At 73.1% G+C, this 19,739-nt stretch carries 20 protein-coding genes; 5 read left to right on the forward strand and 15 right to left on the reverse strand.

Going from position 1 to position 19,739, the window contains the following annotated elements:
- Window positions 1–7: 7 nt before the first annotated feature.
- The 4 genes from ACLJTM_RS09880 to ACLJTM_RS09895 all read right to left on the reverse strand — a co-directional run bounded on the left by ACLJTM_RS09880 (window position 8) and on the right by ACLJTM_RS09895 (window position 4,442).
- Window positions 8–886, reverse strand: a complete 879-nt coding sequence (locus ACLJTM_RS09880) for an ABC transporter permease (protein WP_411103064.1) — start codon at window positions 884–886, stop codon at window positions 8–10.
- Entirely contained in the window at window positions 883–1,998 is a 1,116-nt protein-coding gene (locus ACLJTM_RS09885; protein WP_411103065.1) for an LLM class flavin-dependent oxidoreductase, read from the reverse strand. Before ACLJTM_RS09885 ends, ACLJTM_RS09880 begins: the two co-directional genes overlap by 4 nt.
- Before the next feature lie 491 nt (window positions 1,999–2,489).
- Window positions 2,490–2,822: an STAS domain-containing protein gene (locus ACLJTM_RS09890; RefSeq protein WP_411103066.1), complete on the reverse strand. Its 333-nt coding sequence runs from the start codon at window positions 2,820–2,822 to the stop codon at window positions 2,490–2,492.
- A gap of 351 nt (window positions 2,823–3,173) precedes the next feature.
- Window positions 3,174–4,442 carry a YhgE/Pip domain-containing protein gene (locus ACLJTM_RS09895; RefSeq protein WP_411103067.1) on the reverse strand — a complete coding sequence of 423 codons (1,269 nt, stop codon included), beginning with the start codon at window positions 4,440–4,442 and terminating at the stop codon, window positions 3,174–3,176.
- Between the two features lie 335 nt (window positions 4,443–4,777).
- Here ACLJTM_RS09895 and ACLJTM_RS09900 point away from each other — a divergent pair, with 335 nt between their 5' ends.
- The 3 genes from ACLJTM_RS09900 to ACLJTM_RS09910 all read left to right on the forward strand — a co-directional run bounded on the left by ACLJTM_RS09900 (window position 4,778) and on the right by ACLJTM_RS09910 (window position 8,141).
- Complete coding sequence (locus tag ACLJTM_RS09900) at window positions 4,778–5,728, forward strand: SigB/SigF/SigG family RNA polymerase sigma factor (RefSeq protein WP_411103068.1); 951 nt, start codon at window positions 4,778–4,780, stop codon at window positions 5,726–5,728.
- Window positions 5,729–5,788: 60 nt separating this feature from the next.
- The gene (locus ACLJTM_RS09905; protein ID WP_411103069.1) at window positions 5,789–7,537 is read left to right on the forward strand and encodes a PP2C family protein-serine/threonine phosphatase; all 1,749 of its coding nucleotides are present in this window, start codon (window positions 5,789–5,791) and stop codon (window positions 7,535–7,537) included.
- A gap of 133 nt (window positions 7,538–7,670) precedes the next feature.
- Window positions 7,671–8,141 (forward strand): Dps family protein, encoded by a 471-nt coding sequence (locus ACLJTM_RS09910; protein ID WP_411103070.1) that lies wholly within the window; start codon window positions 7,671–7,673, stop codon window positions 8,139–8,141.
- Window positions 8,142–8,235: 94 nt separating this feature from the next.
- Here the strand turns inward: ACLJTM_RS09910 and ACLJTM_RS09915 are convergent, their stop codons facing one another.
- On the reverse strand, window positions 8,236–8,778 hold the full coding sequence (locus ACLJTM_RS09915) for an AAA family ATPase (RefSeq protein ID WP_411103294.1): 543 nt from the start codon (window positions 8,776–8,778) through the stop codon (window positions 8,236–8,238).
- A gap of 204 nt (window positions 8,779–8,982) precedes the next feature.
- Here ACLJTM_RS09915 and ACLJTM_RS09920 point away from each other — a divergent pair, with 204 nt between their 5' ends.
- A complete protein-coding gene (locus tag ACLJTM_RS09920; RefSeq protein WP_411103071.1) occupies window positions 8,983–10,497 on the forward strand; it encodes a glutamate synthase subunit beta in 1,515 nt (504 codons plus the stop codon).
- Between the two features lie 31 nt (window positions 10,498–10,528).
- Here the strand turns inward: ACLJTM_RS09920 and ACLJTM_RS09925 are convergent, their stop codons facing one another.
- Window positions 10,529–10,894 (reverse strand): YybH family protein, encoded by a 366-nt coding sequence (locus tag ACLJTM_RS09925; RefSeq protein WP_411103072.1) that lies wholly within the window; start codon window positions 10,892–10,894, stop codon window positions 10,529–10,531.
- 97 nt (window positions 10,895–10,991) lie between these two features.
- On the opposite strand from ACLJTM_RS09925, the gene ACLJTM_RS09930 reads away from it, so the two are divergent.
- Window positions 10,992–11,876, forward strand: coding sequence for a LysR family transcriptional regulator (locus tag ACLJTM_RS09930; protein ID WP_411103073.1), 885 nt, complete (start codon window positions 10,992–10,994; stop codon window positions 11,874–11,876).
- 72 nt (window positions 11,877–11,948) lie between these two features.
- Here ACLJTM_RS09930 and ACLJTM_RS09935 read toward each other — a convergent pair whose 3' ends face one another.
- The 9 genes from ACLJTM_RS09935 to ACLJTM_RS09975 form a co-directional block, all read right to left on the reverse strand.
- Window positions 11,949–12,371, reverse strand: coding sequence for a YjbQ family protein (locus tag ACLJTM_RS09935; protein ID WP_411103074.1), 423 nt, complete (start codon window positions 12,369–12,371; stop codon window positions 11,949–11,951).
- Between the two features lie 70 nt (window positions 12,372–12,441).
- Window positions 12,442–12,759, reverse strand: coding sequence for a hypothetical protein (locus ACLJTM_RS09940; protein ID WP_411103075.1), 318 nt, complete (start codon window positions 12,757–12,759; stop codon window positions 12,442–12,444).
- A 147-nt stretch (window positions 12,760–12,906) separates the two neighbouring features.
- On the reverse strand, window positions 12,907–14,166 hold the full coding sequence (locus tag ACLJTM_RS09945) for a phospholipase D-like domain-containing protein (RefSeq protein WP_411103076.1): 1,260 nt from the start codon (window positions 14,164–14,166) through the stop codon (window positions 12,907–12,909).
- Window positions 14,167–14,245: 79 nt separating this feature from the next.
- On the reverse strand, window positions 14,246–14,992 hold the full coding sequence (locus ACLJTM_RS09950; protein ID WP_411103077.1) for a restriction endonuclease: 747 nt from the start codon (window positions 14,990–14,992) through the stop codon (window positions 14,246–14,248).
- Window positions 14,993–15,151: 159 nt separating this feature from the next.
- Entirely contained in the window at window positions 15,152–15,622 is a 471-nt protein-coding gene (locus ACLJTM_RS09955; protein WP_411103078.1) for an ATP-binding protein, read from the reverse strand.
- Between the two features lie 111 nt (window positions 15,623–15,733).
- Window positions 15,734–16,096, reverse strand: a complete 363-nt coding sequence (locus ACLJTM_RS09960; RefSeq protein ID WP_411103079.1) for an STAS domain-containing protein — start codon at window positions 16,094–16,096, stop codon at window positions 15,734–15,736.
- A gap of 48 nt (window positions 16,097–16,144) precedes the next feature.
- A complete protein-coding gene (locus ACLJTM_RS09965; protein WP_411103080.1) occupies window positions 16,145–16,603 on the reverse strand; it encodes a response regulator in 459 nt (152 codons plus the stop codon).
- On the reverse strand, window positions 16,603–18,399 hold the full coding sequence (locus tag ACLJTM_RS09970) for a sensor histidine kinase (protein WP_411103081.1): 1,797 nt from the start codon (window positions 18,397–18,399) through the stop codon (window positions 16,603–16,605). Before ACLJTM_RS09970 ends, ACLJTM_RS09965 begins: the two co-directional genes overlap by 1 nt.
- Window positions 18,381–19,667 carry a PP2C family protein-serine/threonine phosphatase gene (locus ACLJTM_RS09975; protein ID WP_411103082.1) on the reverse strand — a complete coding sequence of 429 codons (1,287 nt, stop codon included), beginning with the start codon at window positions 19,665–19,667 and terminating at the stop codon, window positions 18,381–18,383. Before ACLJTM_RS09975 ends, ACLJTM_RS09970 begins: the two co-directional genes overlap by 19 nt.
- Window positions 19,668–19,739: the final 72 nt, after the last annotated feature.

A 19,739-nucleotide genomic window follows, 5' to 3' on the forward strand; every position in this document is an offset into this window, starting at 1 on the left:
AGGGGGTTCAGGTGCGACCGCGCCACGGGACGGCGAGGCGCTCGACGAGGCGCAGCAGCGCGTCCAGCACGATGCCGGACAGGCCGATGGCGATGATGCCCGCGACCACCAGCGCGGTCAGGTTGTAGCGCTGCGCGTCGCGGATCATCCCGCCGATGCCGGGGACGCCGTTGATGGTCTCCGCCGCGACGACCGAGGTGTAGGCGACCCCGACGGCGATGCGGATGCCCGTGAGGATCTCGGGCAGCGCGGACGGCAACCGGACCGACAACAGCAGCGCGACCCGTCCGGAACCCAAGGCCCGTGCAGCCTCGACGAGTTGCTCCGGGACCGTCCGCACGGCCGCCGCGGTGGCCGCTGCGATCGGCGGCAGGGCGGCGATCACCAGGAGCCAGATCTTCGGAGCCTCGTCGATGCCGAACCAGATGACGAGCAGCGAGAGGTACGCGAGCGGCGGCAGGGTCCGCAGGAACGTCACCGCCGGCTCCAGCACCACGGCCAGTGGCCGGACCGTGCCGATCAGCAGGCCCAGCGGCACGCCCGCCAGGACGGCGTACGCGGTGCCGGTGCCGATCCGGCCCAGGCTCACCCCCAGGTGCTCGACCAGCAGGTGGCCCCCGTAGCCGCGGACCCCCTCGTGCACGGTGGAGGAGAGGACGAACTGCCGCCACACGTCCCCCGGCGAGGGCACCAGGACCCGCGGCCACACCTCGGCGGACACCACGGTCTGCCAGCCGGCCAGGAGCACCGCCAGCGCCGTGAGCCGCAGCGCACCCCAGCGCAGTGCATCGCGCAGCCGGTCCCGCCGGGGGGACGCGGCCCCTTCCTCATCCGGGGCGGTTCGCGGAAGGCGGCCCGGGTCGGCCGCCGTCGTGAGCGCGGTCATGCGGCGGCCGCCGGCCCGGCCAGAGCGCGCAGCCGCGGAGCCACTTCCTCGCCGACCCGGTACGCCTCTTCCAGGTGCGGGTAACCGGAGAGGACGAACTCGTCGATGCCCAGGGCCCCGTACTCGGCGAGCCGGGCCGCCACCTCGTCGTGCGAGCCGACCAGCGCCGTGCCCGCGCCCTCGCGGACCAGCCCGATGCCCGCCCACAGGTTCGGGGCCACCGTGAGGCGGGATGCGTCCACGTCCCCGCCGTGCAGCGCCGTCATCCGGGCCTGCCCGGTGGAGTCCATGGCGGCGAACCGCTCCTGGCTCACCCGCACGGCCTCCGGATCGATCCCGGCGAGGATCCGGTCCGCCTCCGACCACGCCTGCGCCGCCGTGTCCCGGCTGATGACGTGCAGCCGCAGCCCGAACCGGACCCTGCGGCCGGCCGCCCGGGCCCGCTCCCTGAGCCGGTCCACCCGCGCGGCGACGGCGGCCGGCGGCTCGCCCCACAGCAGCTGTACGTCGGCCTGCCGGGCGGCCACCTCCTCGGCGGCGGGCGAGGCCCCGCCGAAGTACAGCGGTATCGGGTGCTGCACTGCCGGACCGGTGAGCCGGGCCCCCTCGATCCGCAGGTGCGCCCCGTCGTGGTCCACGGACCGGCCCTCCAGCAGCGACCTCAGGACCTGCATCACCTCCTCGGTGCGGGCGTAGCGGTCGTCGTGCCCCAACCGGTCACCGTAGGCCCGCTGTTCGGCCGGATCGCCACCGGTGACCACGTTCAGGGCGAGTCGTCCGCCCGCGAACCGCCGGAAGGCGTCCGCCTGCTGCGCGATCAGGGTTGGGCTGGCGAAGCCCGCGCGGAAGGCCACGAGGAAGCCGATGCGGTCGGTGTGCTGCGCCAGCGCGGAGCTGAGGATCCACGGGTCGACGCAGCCCAGCCCCACCGGGGTCAGCAGCGAGTGGAAGCCCGCCTGTTCGGCGGCGCGGGCGACCTGGGTCAGGTACGGGATGTCGGCGGGACGCCGGGTGGCGGCCCCGGTGCGGCCCTGGACGGCGGTGACACCACCGGGATCGCGGCCGTCGCCGCCGGTGGGCAGGAACCAGTGGAGCAGGGGGTCGTGCGTCATGGGGGACCTCGTCGGAGCAGCACCGAGCGACGTGCCGCCGCACAGCGGCGCGGGCACGTGGACACGGGCGGGAGGGCAGGCAGGAGACGGCGCGGGGACGCGCGCAGAGATGTCCGTACGGTGTCAGGCGCGGCGGATCAGCGGATCAACAGCCGTGCGTACGGGGGAAGTCGGCCCGACACAGCATGGTCGAGACACGCAGCAGGTCTACGTGACGACGCGATACCAGGACGGGGGCCATGGCCGTATCCTGTCGGCGCCGCGCGGGCACGTGCAACCGCTGTCCGCATGGTGGATCACCGTGGACCGTGTCCCGGGACGCTTCCTCCCCGGTCCGCCCGGCCGGTGCCGGTCGGTGCCGGCTCAACGCCGCCCATGGGCGCAGCGGTTGGTCGTCGGGGCAGGACGTATCCGGTTGCGGGCACGCCGGTGAACGACGGTGCACCCCGGCGCCGGGGCATGCCGGACGGGCGGGGTGGCGCAAGCGCCGCTCAGGGGGTGCAGGCGTCGGCGAGGTCCGCTGCGAGGGTGAGGACCTTGTCCGTGCCGGTGACGGTGAGGAGGCGCGCGATCTGGGGCGAGAAGGGCCCTGCAAGGACCAGGTGCTGGCGGCGGTGGGCGACGAGCAGCGTATTGAGCATGGACGAGTCGGCGAACGAGACGAGATGCATGTCCAGGACGGTGCGTTTCACCCCGTCGAGGCGGGCGGCGTTCATGGCCTCGGCCAAGGCGCCGTGCGAGTCGATGTCGAACTCACCGGAGCAGACGATGATGCGGGTGCCGTCCCGGTCGGGCAGCGCCTGCACGCAAGCCGCGTCTCCCACGTCTTCTCCTCGTCACTCCACGCCCACCCTGCCGTCTGAAGGGGGTGGGTCTCGTCGAGGTCCGGCCGCGCCCCGGCGGCCGTACCGACGAAAGAATATATCCGCTTCAGAGGCCCAAAAAACTATGGTCGCTGACACAGGAATGTGGCGCTCGGGAGGTGCGAGCCCCGCTCCATTGGTCTTTGCGTGTGCCGGCTCCGGCCCTCAGCCGCCTGACCGGGGGTAACCCGTACCGTGTCGAGGCCGGCGAAAAGCTCCTCCGGCCGTCATGGATATGAGCGAGATCACCATGAGCGACGACACGAGCGACGACACGAGCGACGACATGAGCGACGACATGAGCGATGCCGGTCAGGCAGGCTGTGGTGTGAGGCGCTTGTGGCCCTTGCGGTCGTAGTAGGCGGTCATGGCGAACCCGAAGAGCAGGGCGAGGACCGTACCGACCGCGATCATGATCCAGGAGCGGGTGAGCCCGGCGTCACCGCGGGCGTCGAAGTAGAGGATCGCGCGCACCCCGTCACTGAGCTGGCGCATCGGTTCGAAATGGGACAGGAAGCGGTAGAAGCCGGGAACCGCCTGCAGCGGGACCGTCGCCCCCGACGACGGCAGGCCCAGCACGATGAAGACGAACATCGACACCAGCTGTCCGATACCGCCGAAGGCGGCGTTGATGGCCTGCACGCCCAGACCGACGGCGAGGGCCGCGCAGTAGGAGTAGACCCACAGCAGGGGCAGGTGCGAGGCGTCCATGCCGAGCACGACGACACAGGCCAGCAGCACCAGCGCCGTGCTGAGCAGGGTGATGCCCGCCGTCATCGCCATCTTCAGCAGCAGCGTCTGGGTGCGGTTGATCGGCACGGTCGGGCGCCGGGTGTGCCAGGGGCCGATCTCGTTGTCGGCATACCCGAGGGCGGTGTCGACCCCGTTGCTGATCACGTTGCCGCCCATGAATCCGGCCAGCACCAGCAGCAGGGTGTAGTAGAAGGCCGTCAGGCCCAGGCCGCTGTGGGCGCCGATCGGATGGCCGACGCGGGTGACGACCTCGACCGGGTCGGCCAGCAGCAGCTTCGCGGTGGGGGCCGCCTGCGCCCCGGCGGCCGCCGTGAGCTGTCGGCCCAGGGACTCCGACGCGCGGTGGGCGGCCTGCGTGGTGATCTGACTGGCGAGCGAGGAGCCCAGGCTTCCCTTGCCCGGGTTCGTCAGCACCGTGAGGGCCGGCCGCCGGGTGGCCCCGGAGGTGGTGAGGGCCGTGACGGAGTCCGTGAAGTCGGCGGGGACCACCAGTGCGCCGTAGACCTTGCCCGAGTCGAGCTGGTCCTGGGCCTGGGCACGCGTCAGCACACGCCAGCCGGCCTTCCCGCCCGCGGGGTCGGCGGCAATGGCCGCCGTGATCTGCGCGCCCAGGTTCTGCTGCTGCCGGGGCGGTGGCTGCCCGGCGTCCTCGTCGACCAGGGCGATGGGCAGGTCGTCCAGATCCGCCTGCGGATTGACGATGCCGCCCATGTACAGCAGGGACAGCAGCAGGGCGAGTAGCCCCGTGAGGATCGTGGGGACCAGCCACAGCTGGGGACGGCGCAAGAGGGCCGCGGCGGTGGCTTCAGGTGCGACGGGCGCGGACATGGGTCTCCGTAGCTTTCCGGGGCGGACCTTCGCGGGACGGGCTCGGTGCGGCGGGACGGACGGGTCCCCGCCGACCCCAGGACATCCCAGGATGGGCCCCGCCACCGGGAAGCACGCTCAGCGCCTCGCCCGCCTCCCCCCGTTGCACTACGCCGCGGCTGCCCGACCACGGCCTGCCCCTCGCGGCCAGGGGCCGGAAGGCACCGGGGCGGGGGACGTACGCCCCCCCGCGTCAGGGCAGAAGGGCTCGGTTCTGCTCCCGCGTGTGTGCGGGTCGGCTGCGGGGGCAGGCGCACGCTCGCAGCACCGAAACGAACAGACGGAAGGACGGCACCGTGCCTGGCTCTCCCGCGGCCACCACCACAGTCAACGCCAACCCCGGCTCCGTCGAGCCGGCCGATCAGGGAACGGGCTGCGCCGGCGTCGGACCAGGGACGCGCACCGACAGAGTGCCGCTGCCCGCGATAGCCCAGGCGCACCGGGTCACACCGGCCGACGCGCGCGAGCTGTCGAAGCTGTTCTTCGCGCGCCTGCGGGAGGTGCCTGAGGGCTCCGCCGGCCACCAGTACGCCCGCAACACCCTCATCGAGATGAACATGTCCCTCGTCCGCTTCGCCGCGCGCAGCTTCCGCAGCCGCACGGGCGGCGCGTCCGGCGCGGGCGCCGAGATGGAGGACATCCTGCAGGCCGGGACGATCGGCCTGATCAAGGCCATCGACCGGTTCGACCCGGACCGGGGCGTCGAGTTCTCCACGCTCGCACTGCCTTACATCACAGGCGAGATCAAACGGCACTTCCGGGACACCACCTGGGCCGTACGGGTCCCGCGGCGGCTCCAGGAGCTGCGCATCGAACTGGCCAAGGCCCGCGACGACCTGTCCGCCTCGCTCGGCCGGGCCCCCACCGTCAAGGAGATCGCCGGGCACCTGCGCCTCGACGAGGAAGCGGTCATCGAAGGCCTGGTGGCGGCGAACGGCTACTCCACCGAGACCATCGACGCGCCGGCCCAGTCGGACGAGCAGTCCGCGCCCGGCCAGCGCGCCCACGCGCTGAGCGAGACGACGGGCGAGAACGACCGGGCGATGGAACTCTTCGAGAACCTGCACGCGCTCGGCCCGATGGTGAAGCGGCTCCCCGAACGGGACCGCACGATCTTGTACCTTCGGTTCGGACAGGAGCTGACCCAGGCCGAGATCGGCACCGAGCTCGGCATCAGCCAGATGCAGGTGTCCAGGCTCCTGACGGGCATCCTGACCAGACTGCGGGCCGGCATGCTGGCCTCGTAGTCCCCGCGGCGGCCGGGCGGGCGGCCCGCACCTGCCGACGAACCGGTGAGGACGGACGACGTGACGCCACTGATTCCGCAGGACCCCGACACGCTGAAGCAACTCGTGGTGCGCGAGGTGGCGGCCCTGCGGACGGCCGCCCGCCGGGCCGCGGGCGTCCGCCTCGACGAGCGAGTGGACGAGGGACCGGAGCGCGGGGCGCCGGGTGGCGGGGACGCCGGCGGACCGCCGCCGTCCTGCGCCACCTGCGGTGGCGGCGAGGGGCCCGGCCACGCCTGCGACGACGATCCGCAGGAACACGACCCGTGGGCATGCCTGTGCGCGACGCTGCCCGCGATCCCGGTATCGGCCGCGCTGCTGGTCCCCGTACGCGACGCGGACGGGCGGACCGTGGACTTCACCGTCAAGGCGGGCAACCACGTCCGCTCGGCGCAGTGGCTCGACGCCCCCGACCGGCAGGTCGGGCGGCGGCTCCTCACGGTCCAGCCCGGTGCGGCGGCCGGCGGGCTGATCGACGCGCTGGCCGGTGTACTGGAGAGCGGCCGCGCCCTGAAGGCGCACCCCGTGGACTACACCGAGCAGCGCAGCGACGGACTGCACCGCACGCAGCTGCTGTACGACGCGGCGTCCTGCGGGGACAAGGTGCTGGCCACCTGGAGGCCCGCCCGGAACCGGACCGAACTGCTCTCGCTCGACGCGCAGTACATCGCCTCCATGGGCTGGGGCACCTGGGACCTGCTGTCCGGGGACACCACCTGGTCCGAAGGCCTCCACGCGATCTTCCGCGCCGAAGCGGGCCGCCCCCTGTCGCTCGTGGAACTGTGCGACGCGGTGCTCCTGGACGACGTGCCCCGGTTCTCGAAGATGCTGACCGGGCTCCTCGACGGCGAGGAACCCGCCGGCGACGAGGTGCGCTTCAGCGTGCTCGGAGAGATCCGCACCCTGCACCTCGTCGGCCACCCCGTCATCGCCACGGACGGGCTGCCGTGGGCGCTGCACCTCATCGCCCGCGACCTGACCGCCCAGGTACGCAGCCGCCAGCGGCTCGCCGCGACCCGCCGCCAGACCGAGCAGCTGCGCGAGGAAGCGGCGGCCGAACGGCAGGTCGCGACCACGCTGCGGGAGGCCCTCCTGCCCACGCACTCCGCGGCGCTGGCCCAGCTCGGCCTGTCCGTGGCGGCGGCCTACCTGCCGGTGGAATCCGATGCGGCCGTCGGAGGCGACTGGTACAAGTGCCGCCTGCTGCCGGACGGGCGGATCCTCCTCGCGGTGGGCGACGCCTGCGGGCACGGCCTGGGCGCCGTGGCCCGGATGGCACAGCAGCGGCACGCCCTCGCCGGGCTCGCGCACGCCCCCGGCACCCACGCCGGACAACTGACGACCTGGCTCAACGAACTGCTGTGCAGCGACCCGGCCGCCGAGACGGCGACCGCGATCATCGGCCACGTCGATGCGGAGCGCACCTTCCGGTGGGCGTGCGCCGGCCATCCGCCGCCGCTGCTGCTGCGCGACGGCCGGGCCTCGACCCTCGACACCGGCCACCGGGGGCCCCTGCTCGGCATGCTGCCCGGACACGATTACGCGACCGCCACCGCCCCGCTCCGGCCGGACGACCTGCTGCTCCTGTACACCGACGGCATGGTCGAGCGGCGCGGGGAGGACATCACCCAGGGCATCGACGCCCTCCGCACGGTGCTGCTGTCCTGCACCGGCCTCGGCGCACAGGAATCCCTCGACCGCATCATGGCCGCCTACACCCCTGAGCACCACGAGGACGACACCTGCCTGGTGGCCGTCCGACTGGGCTGAATGCGCGGCGCGTCGGACCCCGGGAGGGGAGTGGGGGCGACCCGACCGTTTTCTGCTGGACATCAGGGGTAGGCGACGTTTCGTCCAGGATTTACCGTCGTCAGCCGTGACGACTCTGCGGAATGGAGACGCTGTGTCCGTCGTCAAGAACGCCCTCCCGGAAGCCGACCTGAAGGTCGTCGGAGAAGCGCTCCAGGGTGCTCTGGTGGACCTGGTGGACCTGGGGCTCGTCGCCAAGCAGGTCCACTGGAACGTGGTGGGCCCCCGCTTCCGGTCCGTCCACCTCCAGCTCGACGAGGTCGTCACCTCCGCACGGGCCCACTCCGACGTGATCGCCGAGCGTGCCTCGGCCCTCGGCATCGCCCCTGACGGCCGCGCGGCCACGGTCGCCTCGGCCACCGCGATCAGCGGCGTGCCGGAGGGCTGGATCAAGGACGTGGACGCCGTGCGCATCCTCGTGGACGCCCTCAGCGTGGTGATCACCCGCATGCGCGAGCGCATCCGGAGCACCGAGGAAGCCGACCCGGTCACCCAGGACCTGCTGATCGCCCTGACCGGCGAGTTCGAGAAGCACCACTGGATGTTCGCCGCCGAGAACGCCTGAGTACGCGGCCACCACCGCAGGGGCCGGTCCGTCGTCGCAGGACGACGGACCGGCCCCTGCCGCATGTCCGGTGCCCGTCAGTCGTCGATCCCGGTCAGGGGTCGGTGATACGGCGGAGGTCGGGGCTGCTCAGGCCGGTTTCCCGCAGGATGCGCTCCACGGTGTCGTCGAGGGCACTCGCGGAGCCGATGACGCTCTCCACCTCCTCGGCCAGCAGGTCGAGCGGCCGGTACCAGGAGGCCAGTGCGTCCTCGGAGACCTCGCGGGCGATCGGCTTCGTCGCATGCCGCACGAGGGTCTCCGCCAGGGGCACGTCCAGGTAGTAGTGGTGGGTCGGTCCCCGGTGGTCGGCGCGCAGCCCGGCGAGCATGGGGCCGTAGTGGCCCGCGGAGAGGATGCCCTCGACGACGACGTGGTAGCCGGCGTCCAGGGCGTAGCGCGCAACGGTGTCGATGAGGCCGATGTTCGCGCCGTCCGGCCGGTCGCGTTCGCGCAGGACGACGCGGCGCAGGTGGTCCTGGCCGACCAGGGCCAGGCCGCGCCCGAAGCGCTCCCGGAGCCCGGCGGCGACCGAGGACTTGCCGGAGGCGCTGTTGCCGCGCAGGACCACGAGCCGGGTGTCGGGGGTACCCACCATCATCCGGTCGACGCTACCGGCCCGCGCCGTCGCGCGGGAGCGAACGGTCACTCCTCCCACCCGTACGGTCACCGCTGCACGATCGCCCAGGGTGCGGCGGTCGATACGGCGTAACCTGGTCAAACCGCCACAAGACGCGCGCACGAGTCGCAGGGCCAGGGCGCGCGTCGTGCACCTGCCGCGAACGATCCAGGGAGGCGGCGCGTGACCGATCCGTTCGGCTTCCTCAGGATTCCCCGCGAGTCCATCCCGGCCCGTCCCGTCGAGGAGAGGCTCGGCGACTGGCGCGAGGTGTACGCCGGCCAGGCGCTGCTGCCGCTCGTCTCCCGGCAGGCCGACCGCTGCATGGACTGCGGCATCCCCTTCTGCCACACGGGCTGCCCCCTGGGGAACCTCATACCCGAGTGGAACGCCTTCGCCGCCCGCGCCGACTGGCGGGCGGCGTACGAGCGGCTGCATGCGACGAACAACTTCCCCGAGGTCACCGGCCGCCTCTGCCCGGCCCCCTGCGAGGACGCCTGCGTCCTCACCATCAACGCCGACCCGGTGACCATCAAGAACGTCGAGCAGACCGTCGCGGACGAAGGGCTGCGGCGCGGCTGGCTGACCCCGCGGCCGCCCGAGCGCACCAGCGGCAGGACGGTCGCCGTCATCGGCTCCGGCCCGGCCGGCCTGGCCGCAGCCCAGCAGCTGACCCGGGCCGGCCACAGCGTCACCGTCCACGAGCGGTCCGACCGGCTCGGCGGGCTGCTGCGCTACGGCATCCCCGAGTTCAAGATGGAGAAGGCGCACCTGGACCGCCGTATCGAGCAGATGCGGGCGGAGGGCACCGTCTTCGTCACGGGCGCGGACCTGGGCGGCGCGGGCGGCCCGGACGCGGCCGAGCTGCGCGGACGGTCCGACGCCGTGGTTGTCGCCGTCGGCGCAGGCGAGCGCCGCGAGCTGCCGGTCCCGGGCCGCGCCCTGCACGGCATCCACCAGGCGATGGAGTACCTGACCTGCGCCAACCGGGTCCAGGAAGGCGACTGCGCCGCATCCCCCGTCACCGCCGAGGGCCGCCACGTGGTCATCGTGGGGGGCGGCGACACCGGCTCCGACTGCCTGGGCACCGCCCTGCGCCAAGGGGCCCTGTCCGTGGTCCAGCTCGACATCAATCCGGAACCCGGCACCGACCGCGCCGACGGCGAGCCCTGGCCGGTGTACCCGAAGGTGTACCGCATCTCCCACGCCCACGAGGAGGCCCGCGGGCGCGGAGGCCGCGACCCCCGGCTGTTCTCCAGCGCGACCCTGCACTTCGAGGGGGACGCCGCGGGCCGGGTACGGGCACTGCGCCTGACCGCCGTCGAGCCGCTGGAGCGCCGGCCCGTGGAGGGCACCGACCGCGTCCTGCCGGCCGGGCTGGTCCTGCTGGCGCTCGGCTTCGCGGGCCCCGAGCGGGCCGGCGGCCTCGGCGAACAACTCGGTCTGGACCTGGACGAGCGGGGCAACTTCGCCCGGGACGCGGCCTTCGCGGCCACCGGCGGCCGCGCACCCGGCGTGTTCGTCGCCGGCGACGCGGGCCGGGGGCAGTCCCTGGTGGTCTGGGCCATCGCCGAAGGCCGCGCCGCGGCAGCCGCCGTGGACCGCCACCTCACCGGCTCCACCTGCCTCCCGGCCCCCGTCGCCGCCCACGACCGGCCCCTGACCGCCCTCGGCCGCCTGCGCTACGGGCCGTACTGAAGCACCGTCGTCGTCGTGTCAGCGACCGCTGTCAGCCGGTGGGCGGGGCGAACTCGGGCTGGTCCAACAGGCGCAGCCAGCTCCCGTCCGGCTGGCGGCGGACGACCTGCGCGCGGGCGCCCGAGCCGTCCCGCGGCGGGGTGGACGTGAGGGCGATGCCGTCGCTGACCAGGGTCGGCAGCGATTCCTCCGGCTCGAAGCGGGGGCGGTGCGCCAGCACCCCCTCCCAGAGCGCGCGGATGGCCTCCCGCCCCACGGTCAGCTCCCCGGCCGGGTAGGCCATCACGGCCTCCTCCTCGTAGAGCGCGGCCACCCCGGCCGCGTCCCCGGCATTGGAGCGCTCGACGAACAGGCGGGTGATGTCCTCAGGCCGCAGGGCCTTCTCGTACGCGTTCACGGATTCCTCCTCGACGGCTGACGTCTCGCCCCCAGCCTGTCCGGTCTCCGCCCAGTAGTCCAACAGATGGAATTACTGGCAACTAGAATTCCTGGTCATGGAACTGAGACAGCTCGCCTACTTCGTGGCCGTCGCCGAGGAGCGGAACTTCACCCGGGCCGCGGAGCGGGTGCACATCAGCCAGTCCGGGGTCAGCGCCCAGATCCGGCGGCTGGAGCACGAACTGGGCGCCGAGCTGTTCGACCGGTCGGCGCGCACCGCAACCCTCACCGCCGCGGGCAGGGCTGCGCTCGCACACGCCCGCGCGGCGCTCGCGGCCGCCGCCGCCGTCACCCAGGCCGTGGGCGAAGTGACCGACCTCATCCGGGGGCGCCTGACCCTCGGAATGGTCATCGGCTGCACGGTCACCCCGCTCTTCGACGCCCTCGACGCGTTCCACCGTGCACACCCCGGCGTGGAGATCTCCCTGCTGGAGGACAACTCCGACCGCCTCGTGGAGAGCGTGCGCGCCGGAGCGGTCGACCTGGCCCTGGTCGGGACGGCGGGCACCGCTCCCGAGGGGCTGGAGGCGCTGACGGTCGTGGCCGAGCGGCTCGTCGCGGCGGTACCGGCCGGACACCCCTTGGCGCAGCTGCACCGGGTCACCCTGCGGGACCTGGTCGACCACCCCCTGGTGTGCATGCCGACCGGCACCGGCCTGCGCACGGTCTTCGACGGCGCCTGCGCCGCCCGGGGGCTGCGCCCCGAGATCGCCCTGCAGGCCGGAGCCGCAGACGCGGTCGCCGGCCTCGCCGCCCGCGGGCTGGGCGTGGCGGTCCTCAGCGCCTCGATGGCCGCGGCCTACGACCGGCTCACCGCCCGCACCATCGACGACGTCGAGACGCCGGCCCTGCTCTGCCTCGTGTGGAAGGGGGAGCCCCGCCCAGCGGTCCGCGCCATGCTCGCGCACAGCAGGCAGGCCTTCGCCCGGACCCCGCTCTGACGGTCCCTCAGGCGACGGACTCGCCGATCCCGACAGGCGACACCGAGCGGTCCGGCGGGGGAGCAGGGCCGGCTACCCCAGGAAGGTCAGCCGCACCTGGCGGTTCGGGTTGTCCCGGTTGGTGTCCACCAGGGTGACGGACTGCCAGGTGCCCAGCTGGAGGGTCCCCCCGATCACCGGCAGGGTGGCGTGCGGCGGGACGAGCGCCGGCAGGACGTGGTCCCGGCCGTGGCCCGGGGAACCGTGCCGGTGCTGCCAGCGGTCGTCGGCCGGCAGCAGGGAGTGCAGGGCCGCCAGGAGGTCCGCATCACTGCCCGCGCCGGTCTCGATGACGGCGAGCCCGGCTGTCGCATGGGGCGTGAACACGTTGAGGAGGCCGTCGCGGCCGGGAGCCACCTCGCGGAGGAAGGAGGCGCAGACCCCGGTCAGGTCGTGGACGGCCTCCCGGGTCCCGGTGGTCACATCGACGGTGCGTGAGTGGAAGGTGTCAGCCATGGCCCCATCCTTGCGGCCCGGTTCCGTACGGAGACGGAACCGGGCCGGTGTCGGCAGCGTGCCCTGAGGGCTATTCCGTGGCGATCCCGGTGATGACGGGGTCGCCGAGGGGGACTTCCTTCTCACCCAGGCCGGCGCGCCGCAGCGCCTGCGACGCCAGGTCGCGCGCAGCGCGTTCGGCCGAGCCGGTATCGGCCGCCTCGACCTCCAGGTGCAGGGTGAAGGCGGGGGAGTCCGGGAAGAAGGACAGGATGTCCAGGCCCTCCTCCACCCCCAGGTCCGTGCTCCGCGGATCGGCCGGACGCAGGGCCCGGAGCAACTCGGCGCGGGCGTCCGGGGTCAGCTCGGTCAGCAGGGTGCCGGGAACGGTGACGACGTAAACGGTCATGAACGACCGGTTGCCCGCACGCGGCGAAAGAATGCGCCCCCGGGCCGGCCGCCCCACGGGCGGAGTCCGGAAGCGACCCGACTGGCCGCCCGGGAGTCCGGGCGGCCAGTCGGGTCGGGTCGCGGCGCTCCTTGGGCGCCGCCCTCCTCAGAGGAAGCGGCGCAGGGGGAGCACCGAGAGCTCCCGGGCGCGCTGCAGGACCGAGCGCCGCTTCCAGCGGTCCTCGCGGATGCGGACGCTGTGCTGCAGGTCCTCGTCGAAGTGCCCATCCAGGGTCTCGGTGAATTCGGGGTCCATCACCGCCAGCATGACTTCCTCGTCGTGGTCGAGGGAGCGCCGGTTGAAGTTCGACGAGCCGATGAGGGAGACCACGCCGTCCATGGTGATGACCTTCGCGTGCATCATCGTCGGCTGGTACTCGTGGATGCGCACGCCGCTGGCGGTGAGCGCCTCGTAGTGGTGCTGCCCCGCCAGCAGGCACACCCGCTTGTCCGTGTGCGGCCCGGGCAGCAGGATCTCGACGGTGACGCCCCGGCGGGCGGTGGCGCACAGCAGGTCGACGAAGTAGTCGTCGGGGGCGAAGTAGGCGGTCGCCAGGCGCACCCGCTCCTCCGCGGACTCCAGGATCACGCGCATCAGCGTCTGCATGTCCTGCCAGCCGAAGGCGGCCGATCCCCGTACGACCTGGATGATGGCGGAACCCGCCGGCTCATGGACCACGAACCGGTCCCGGTCGTCGAACAGCTCGGTGTGGCACTCGGCCCAGTTCTGGGCGAAGGCGGCCGCGATGCCGTCGACGGCGGGCCCCCGGACTTCGGCATGGGTGTCGCGCCACTCCTGCGGGTTGCGCGCGTCGCCGCACCACTCCTCGGCGATGCCCACGCCGCCGGTGAAGGCGGTCCGCTCGTCGACCACCAGGACCTTGCGGTGGCAGCGGTGGTTCTGCTTGAGGGGGGAGAGGGTGACCGGCTTGCGGAACCAGGCGACGTCGACCCCGGCGTCGCTCATGCGCTCCAGCAGGTCCTTCTCTATGAGGCGGCTGCCGAAGCCGTCCAGCAGCAGTCTCACCCGCACCCCGGCTCTGGCCCGGTCGGCCAGAGCCTCGGCGAACTGCCGGGCGATGTCGCCGCGCCAGTAGACGAAGGTCATCATGTCGATGGTGTGGCGGGCCGAGCCCACCGCGTCCAGCATCGCCGCGAAGATCTGGTCGCCGTTGCGCAGCGGCGTTACGGAGTTCCCCTCGGTCGCGGCGATGCCGATGAGCCGTTCGAGCCGGCGGCGGATGCGGTGGATCCGCTCGTCAGCGCTCCCGCTGCCGGCGCCCGTGCGAGGGCCCGCGACGGCGCCGGTGTCCGGCGCGGCCGACGGGTGCGTACCGCGGTCCAGCTGCTGGTCGGTGGTGGTCATGCGCATGCTCCTCGAACAAAGACAGGGGGGACCCGGCACGGGGCCGGGGCCCGCCGGGTGGACGGGACGGCCGGCCCGGTCAGCTCCCGGGCGCGGGGGCGGCGGGGCCACGGACGCCCGCCTCCCACGGCGCGGGCGCTGCCAGGTCGGTCCAGGCCGCCAGAGCCTCGCCGTCGACGCAGACTATGCCGCACGTGGCGGCGTACTCGGTGGCGGGCGCCGTGAAGGAACTGGTGGTGACGAGGACGGCGACGTCGGCCTCGTGGACGGCGAAGCAGGTGCCGCCGAATCGCTGCAGGTCCTGGGAGCCGACCCGGTTGTCCTCGGAGTAGTGCTTGCACTGGATCACGACCCGCCGTCCGTCCGCCGTGGTCGCGAGCACGTCGGCGCCCAGGTCGCCGGCGCCGCCCACCACCTCCACCGAGGTGCAGCCGTCCCGCGCGCACAGCGCGGCGACCGTGTGTTCAAAGCCGTCCGCGTCGACCGCGGCGTGGTCCAGGGCCTCGCCCCCGACATCGGGGAGGTCAGCCGGCGGCGCCGGGTACCCGCCCGGCACCGCACCGGAGCCGACCGGGTGGGCGCGGGCGCGCGAGCGGCGCCGGGCGGGCGCGATGCTCCACTTCGCCAGGCCGATCCCGATCGCGAGGACGCCGGCCGTCGCGATCGGCGTGACCGGGACCCCGGTGCCGGCCGCTGCCGTGGTCTTGAGGAAGACGGCCAGACCGCCGATGCATATGCCCAGCAGCCCCACCGCCAGCACCACATCGCGCCCCACGGACGCGGCGCCCCGCGCCGGCGTGCCCGCGTTCTCCTCCGGTGTGGTCATACGGAAGTCCCCCCTGTGATGTTCCCGCGCCCTGGTTCACGCGCACCGCGGTCCCGAACCCGTCCGGGGTTCGGGACCGCGGTGCACCTCGTGGAGACGAGGGAACGACGTACGCCTGCTCGTGTGGCCCGGATCCCGGGCCTCAAACCCGCGCGGGCATCAGTGCTGGTCGGCGAGTTCCCTGAGGTCGGTGAGCCGTGCGGAATCCGCGGGGCGCGCCGCCCCGTCCAGGGGCATCAGGACCTCGATGCTCTTGCCGCCCTGCGGGGTCGGCCGGATGGTCACGCTCTGCGCGAGCCTGCGGATCAGCGGCCAGCCGAACCCGCCCGCGCGGATCGGGCCGGTGGCCCGGGGGAGGGCAGCCGGGGCCGCGCTGCTCGCGTCGGTGACCACGAGGCGCAGGCCGTCGGCGGCGACCGAGGCGTGGAAGTCGAGGAGTCCGCCGCCGTGCCGGATCGCGTTCGTCACCAGTTCCGACGTCACCAGCAGCGCGTCGGTCAGGGCGTCGTCAGCGGCGACGGGATCGGGCGGCAGCATGCCGGAGGATTCGATGAGCGACCGCACACGGTCCCGCGCCTGCATGGCGTTGTGCGGGACCGGGCGCACCGTCCTGCTCTCCTGGTGCAGCACCGTTCACCTCCTCGTCGGTCGCGTGATGGCCGGACCGTTTCCGTCTGCCCCACCTCGGCCCCGGCAATCGCAGAGGCAAACAACTCCGTGCTCCTTCGGAAGGAGCGCAGCTCAGCGCCGCCGCGGCGGGACGGCCACGACCGTCGCCTCGGCCACGTCGGGAGCGGTGGCGAAGGCCCGGTCGGCGCCGGTGATCTCCAGCAGTCGGGCCAGCCGGCTCGGCACCGTCCCCGCCAGCACCACCGGACGGTCCAGGGCGGGCTGGAGCATGATGCTGAGGGCGGTCGAGTCCACGAAGGTCACCCCGGAGACGTCCAGGACGAACCGGGTGACACCGGCGGCCTCGGGGTCCAGTGCCGTCCGCAGCTCGCCCACGCTGTCCATGTCGAACTCGCCCGCCATCACGACGATGCGCACGTTCCCGTCGGACCGCGCCTCGACGTAGTTGCGCGCGTCGGTGTTGTGCGTGTCCATGTTCCCCACTTTCGTTCCTGCTCTCGGACTGCTCGGCTGCCGGGCTGTTCAGAATGCCCGAGGCAGCTTCACCACGGTGACGAAGAAGTCGTCGATCTGCTGGATCGCCCGGATGAACTGATCGAGATCAACCGGTTTCGTCACATATGCGTTGGCGTGCAGCTTGTAGCTGCGCAGAATGTCCTCCTCCGCCGCCGACGTGGTGAGCACGACCACCGGGATGTGGCTGAGGTCCGGATCCGTCTTGATCTGTTCGAGCACCTGCCGGCCGTCGTACTTGGGCAGGTTCAGGTCGAGGAGGATCAGGTCGGGGCGCGGCGCGTTGGCGTGCTCCCCCCGGCGGTACAGGAAGTCCAGCGCCTCCAGGCCGTCCCGCACCACGTGCAGCACGTTCCCGATCTTGTTGTCCTCGAAGGCCTCGCGGGTCATCAGCTCGTCGCCCGCGTCGTCCTCGACGAGCAGGACTTCCGCGGGTGCTCCCTGGGGCCGTTCGGTGGGGGTGCTCATCAGCTGGTTCCTTCGGTTTCCGCGGGCGGTGCCGTGGGGGAGGAGGCGGAGCCCCCGGCGCCGGATTCGGTGCCGGCGCCGGTGTCGTTCCCGGCGTCGGTCCCGGTGACGGCGCCGGATTCCGTCCCGGCGTCGGTGTCCGTCCCGGCGTCGGTGTCCGTGTCGGTGACGGGCAAAGTGAACACGATCCGGGTGCCCTCGGTGTGCTCAGGGTCGATCCGGATGTGTCCGCCCGTGTGCTCGACGATCTTCTTGCAGAGCGACAGACCGATCCCGGTGCCGCCGTAGCTCTCCCGGCCGTGCAGCCGCTGGAAGATCACGAAGACCTTCTCCGCGAACTCGGCCGGAATGCCGATGCCGTTGTCCGTGACGCTGAAGGACCGGAAGCCGGGCTCCGTGCCGTCGTCGTCCTGCAGCGCGATCTCGACCCGCGGGGTTCGCTCGGGGGAGCGGAACTTGACGGCGTTGCCGACCAGGTTCTGCCAGAGCATCGTCAGGAGCGTGGGGTCGCCCACCACCTCGGGAAGTCGTTCGGGCCGGATGATCACGGCCTCGCTCTCCTCCACGGAGGCGGCCAGGTTGCGCAGCGCCCGGTCGAGCGTCCCGTCCAGGGCGACGCTCTCGCGGGCGTCCTGGACGCGGCCCACCCGGGAGAAGGTCAGCAGGTCGTTGATGAGCACCTGCATCCGCTTGGCACCGTCGACCGCGAACGCGATGTACTGCGTGCCGCGCTGGTCGAGCTGGTCCCCGTACCGCTTCTCCAGCAGCTGGCAGAAGGAGGCCACCTTGCGCAGCGGCTCCTGGAGGTCGTGGGAGGCCACGTAGGCGAACTGCTCCAACTCGGCGTTCGAGCGCCGCAGTTCGGTCGCCTGGGCGTCGAGTTCCGCGGCCGTGCGGTTCAGCTCCTCCGTATTGCGCCGCGAAGCGCTCAGCTCCTGCACGGTCCGGTGGCGCATGGCCTCCACGGCGCGGGCCAGCGCCCGCAGGTCGGACGGCCCGCGCTGCGGTATCGCCTCGTCGAAGGCCCCGTCCGCGACCCGCTGGGACGCCGTGCGGACCAGGGCGAGCGGTCGCAGCACACCCAGGTGCAGCAGGACGGCGAGACAGGCACCCGCCAGCAGGAACACCGCGACGATCGCCAGCAGGATGTGGTCGCGCTCCGAGCGGGCCTGCCCGAAGGTGGTCCGGGCGTCGGCCTGGATGCGGTCCAGCCGCGCCTGCTGCGCCTCCAGGGTGCGGCGGACCTCGTCGAAGCGGTCCTTGCCCGTCTGGACCGACGGGGGAGCGCTCCCGCTCCGTACCGCGGTGACGGCCGGGGTGGCGAACTCGTCGCGCCAGGCCCGTGCGGCCTCCTGCACGGCCACCAGGTCGGCCTGGACGCCCCGGTCGCCGTCGAGCACCGTGGCGAGCTGCCGGGCCGCCTCGCGCTCGTTCACGAGGCCGCGCTCGTACGGCTCCAGGAGGGCCGCCTCGTCCGCCAGGAGGTAGCCGCGGATCCCGGTCTCCTGGTCGAGCAGGGCCGTCTCCAGCCGCAGCGCGTCCCGCTGGGCCGGGAGGATCCCGTCCACGAGCCGGTTGCCCTCCGTCGTGGTGTGCGACAGCAGGGCGGCCCCGAGCGCGCCCGTGCCCAGGACCATGAGGGCCAGCACGCTGAGCACCGTCGTGAGCCAGCCCTGCAGGCTCAGCCCTCTCCGGCCGGACCCTTCGGGCGGCGGGGACGCGGCGGGCGCGGGGGCGACGCGGTCCGGGGTGCGTTCGGGGGCTCGTACGGAGGTGCTCACTTCGGGGTGTTCCATTCGAGGTGGAGTACGGCGACGTCGTCGGCCAGGCCCCCGTGGTCCGCGGCCAGCGCCTGCGCCGCCTGGATCAGGGTGTCGACGAAGGATTCGGCGGGCAGGCCGGCGTGCCGGCGGGCCAGGTCGAGGAGGCCGCTCTCGTCGAGGCGGTCGGAGCCCTGCCCGATGCGCCCCTCGATCAGGCCGTCCGTGAAGAGCATCACCGCGCCGTCCGGCGGCATCGGGACCTCGGTGACGGGCCAGCCCGCGTCCCAGCCGGGCATGATCCCCAGGGCCGGCCCACCGGGCACTTCCTTCAGCTCCACCCCGTCCGCGGACCTCACCAGGAAACCGGGGTGCCCGGCCCGCTGCACGGAGATCCCGTCCGTGCCCGGAGGCCGGGTGACCGAGATGAGGGTGGCGAAGATCTCCGGCCCCGACCGCTCGGCCAGCAGGATCTCCTCCAGAAGCTTGAGCAGGGTCTCGCCGCGGGCGCCGGCCATCACGAAGGCGCGCCACGCCACCCGCAGGCAGACCCCGAGGGCGGCCTCGGCCGGGCCGTGCCCGGACACGTCGCCGACGACGGCGTGGGTGGCCCCGTCGGGGGTCTGCACGACGTCGTAGAAGTCCCCGCCGAGCAGCGCCTGGGCGCGCCCCGGGTGGTAGCGGGCACAGACTGTCACCGAATCGTCCAGCAGGAGCGGTGTCGGCAGCAGGCCCCGCTCCAGGCGGGCGTTCTCCTCGGCGCGCAGCCTGCTCGCCTGCAGGGCGACCGCGGCGAGCTCGGTCCGCTTGCGCTGGATCGCGTAGCGGATGGCCCGCATGAAGACGTCGGCCTCCAGGCGGCCCTTGACCAGGTAGTCCTGGGCGCCCGCGGCGACGGCGCCCAGCCCCGCCTGCTCCTCGGAAAGCCCGGTGAGGACGACCACGGCAGCCTCGGCGGCCTCGGACAGCACCTTGCCCAGGCCGTCGAGGCCCTGGGCGTCCGGGAGGTGCAGGTCCAGCAGGACGCACTGAGGGGGCTCGGCCCGGAGCATCTGCAGGGCGTCGGAGAGGGAACGGGCCCGGCCCAGCCGGACGTCGATCCCGCTGTCCTCGACCAGCTCCTCGACCAGGAGGGCGTCGCCCTCGTCGTCCTCGATGAGCAGGACGTACGGCGGCAGACCGCTCCACAGTGCGAGGGAGCGGTCGTGGTCGACGGAGGAGGCCCGCCGCGGCGGCTGGCTCACCGCCTGCGGTGGTGTGCGGCCGGCCGGGTACTGGGACCCCAGACCGATAGTGCTGCCCATGGCGTCGTCTTTCCCCTCTCGCCACGGAACGCGGACGCCCGACGGACGCCTGGTTGCGTCGGGGGTCAGCTT

The organism is Streptomyces sp. cmx-4-9, assembly GCF_046548835.1.
Classification (GTDB): Bacteria; Actinomycetota; Actinomycetes; order Streptomycetales; family Streptomycetaceae; genus Streptomyces.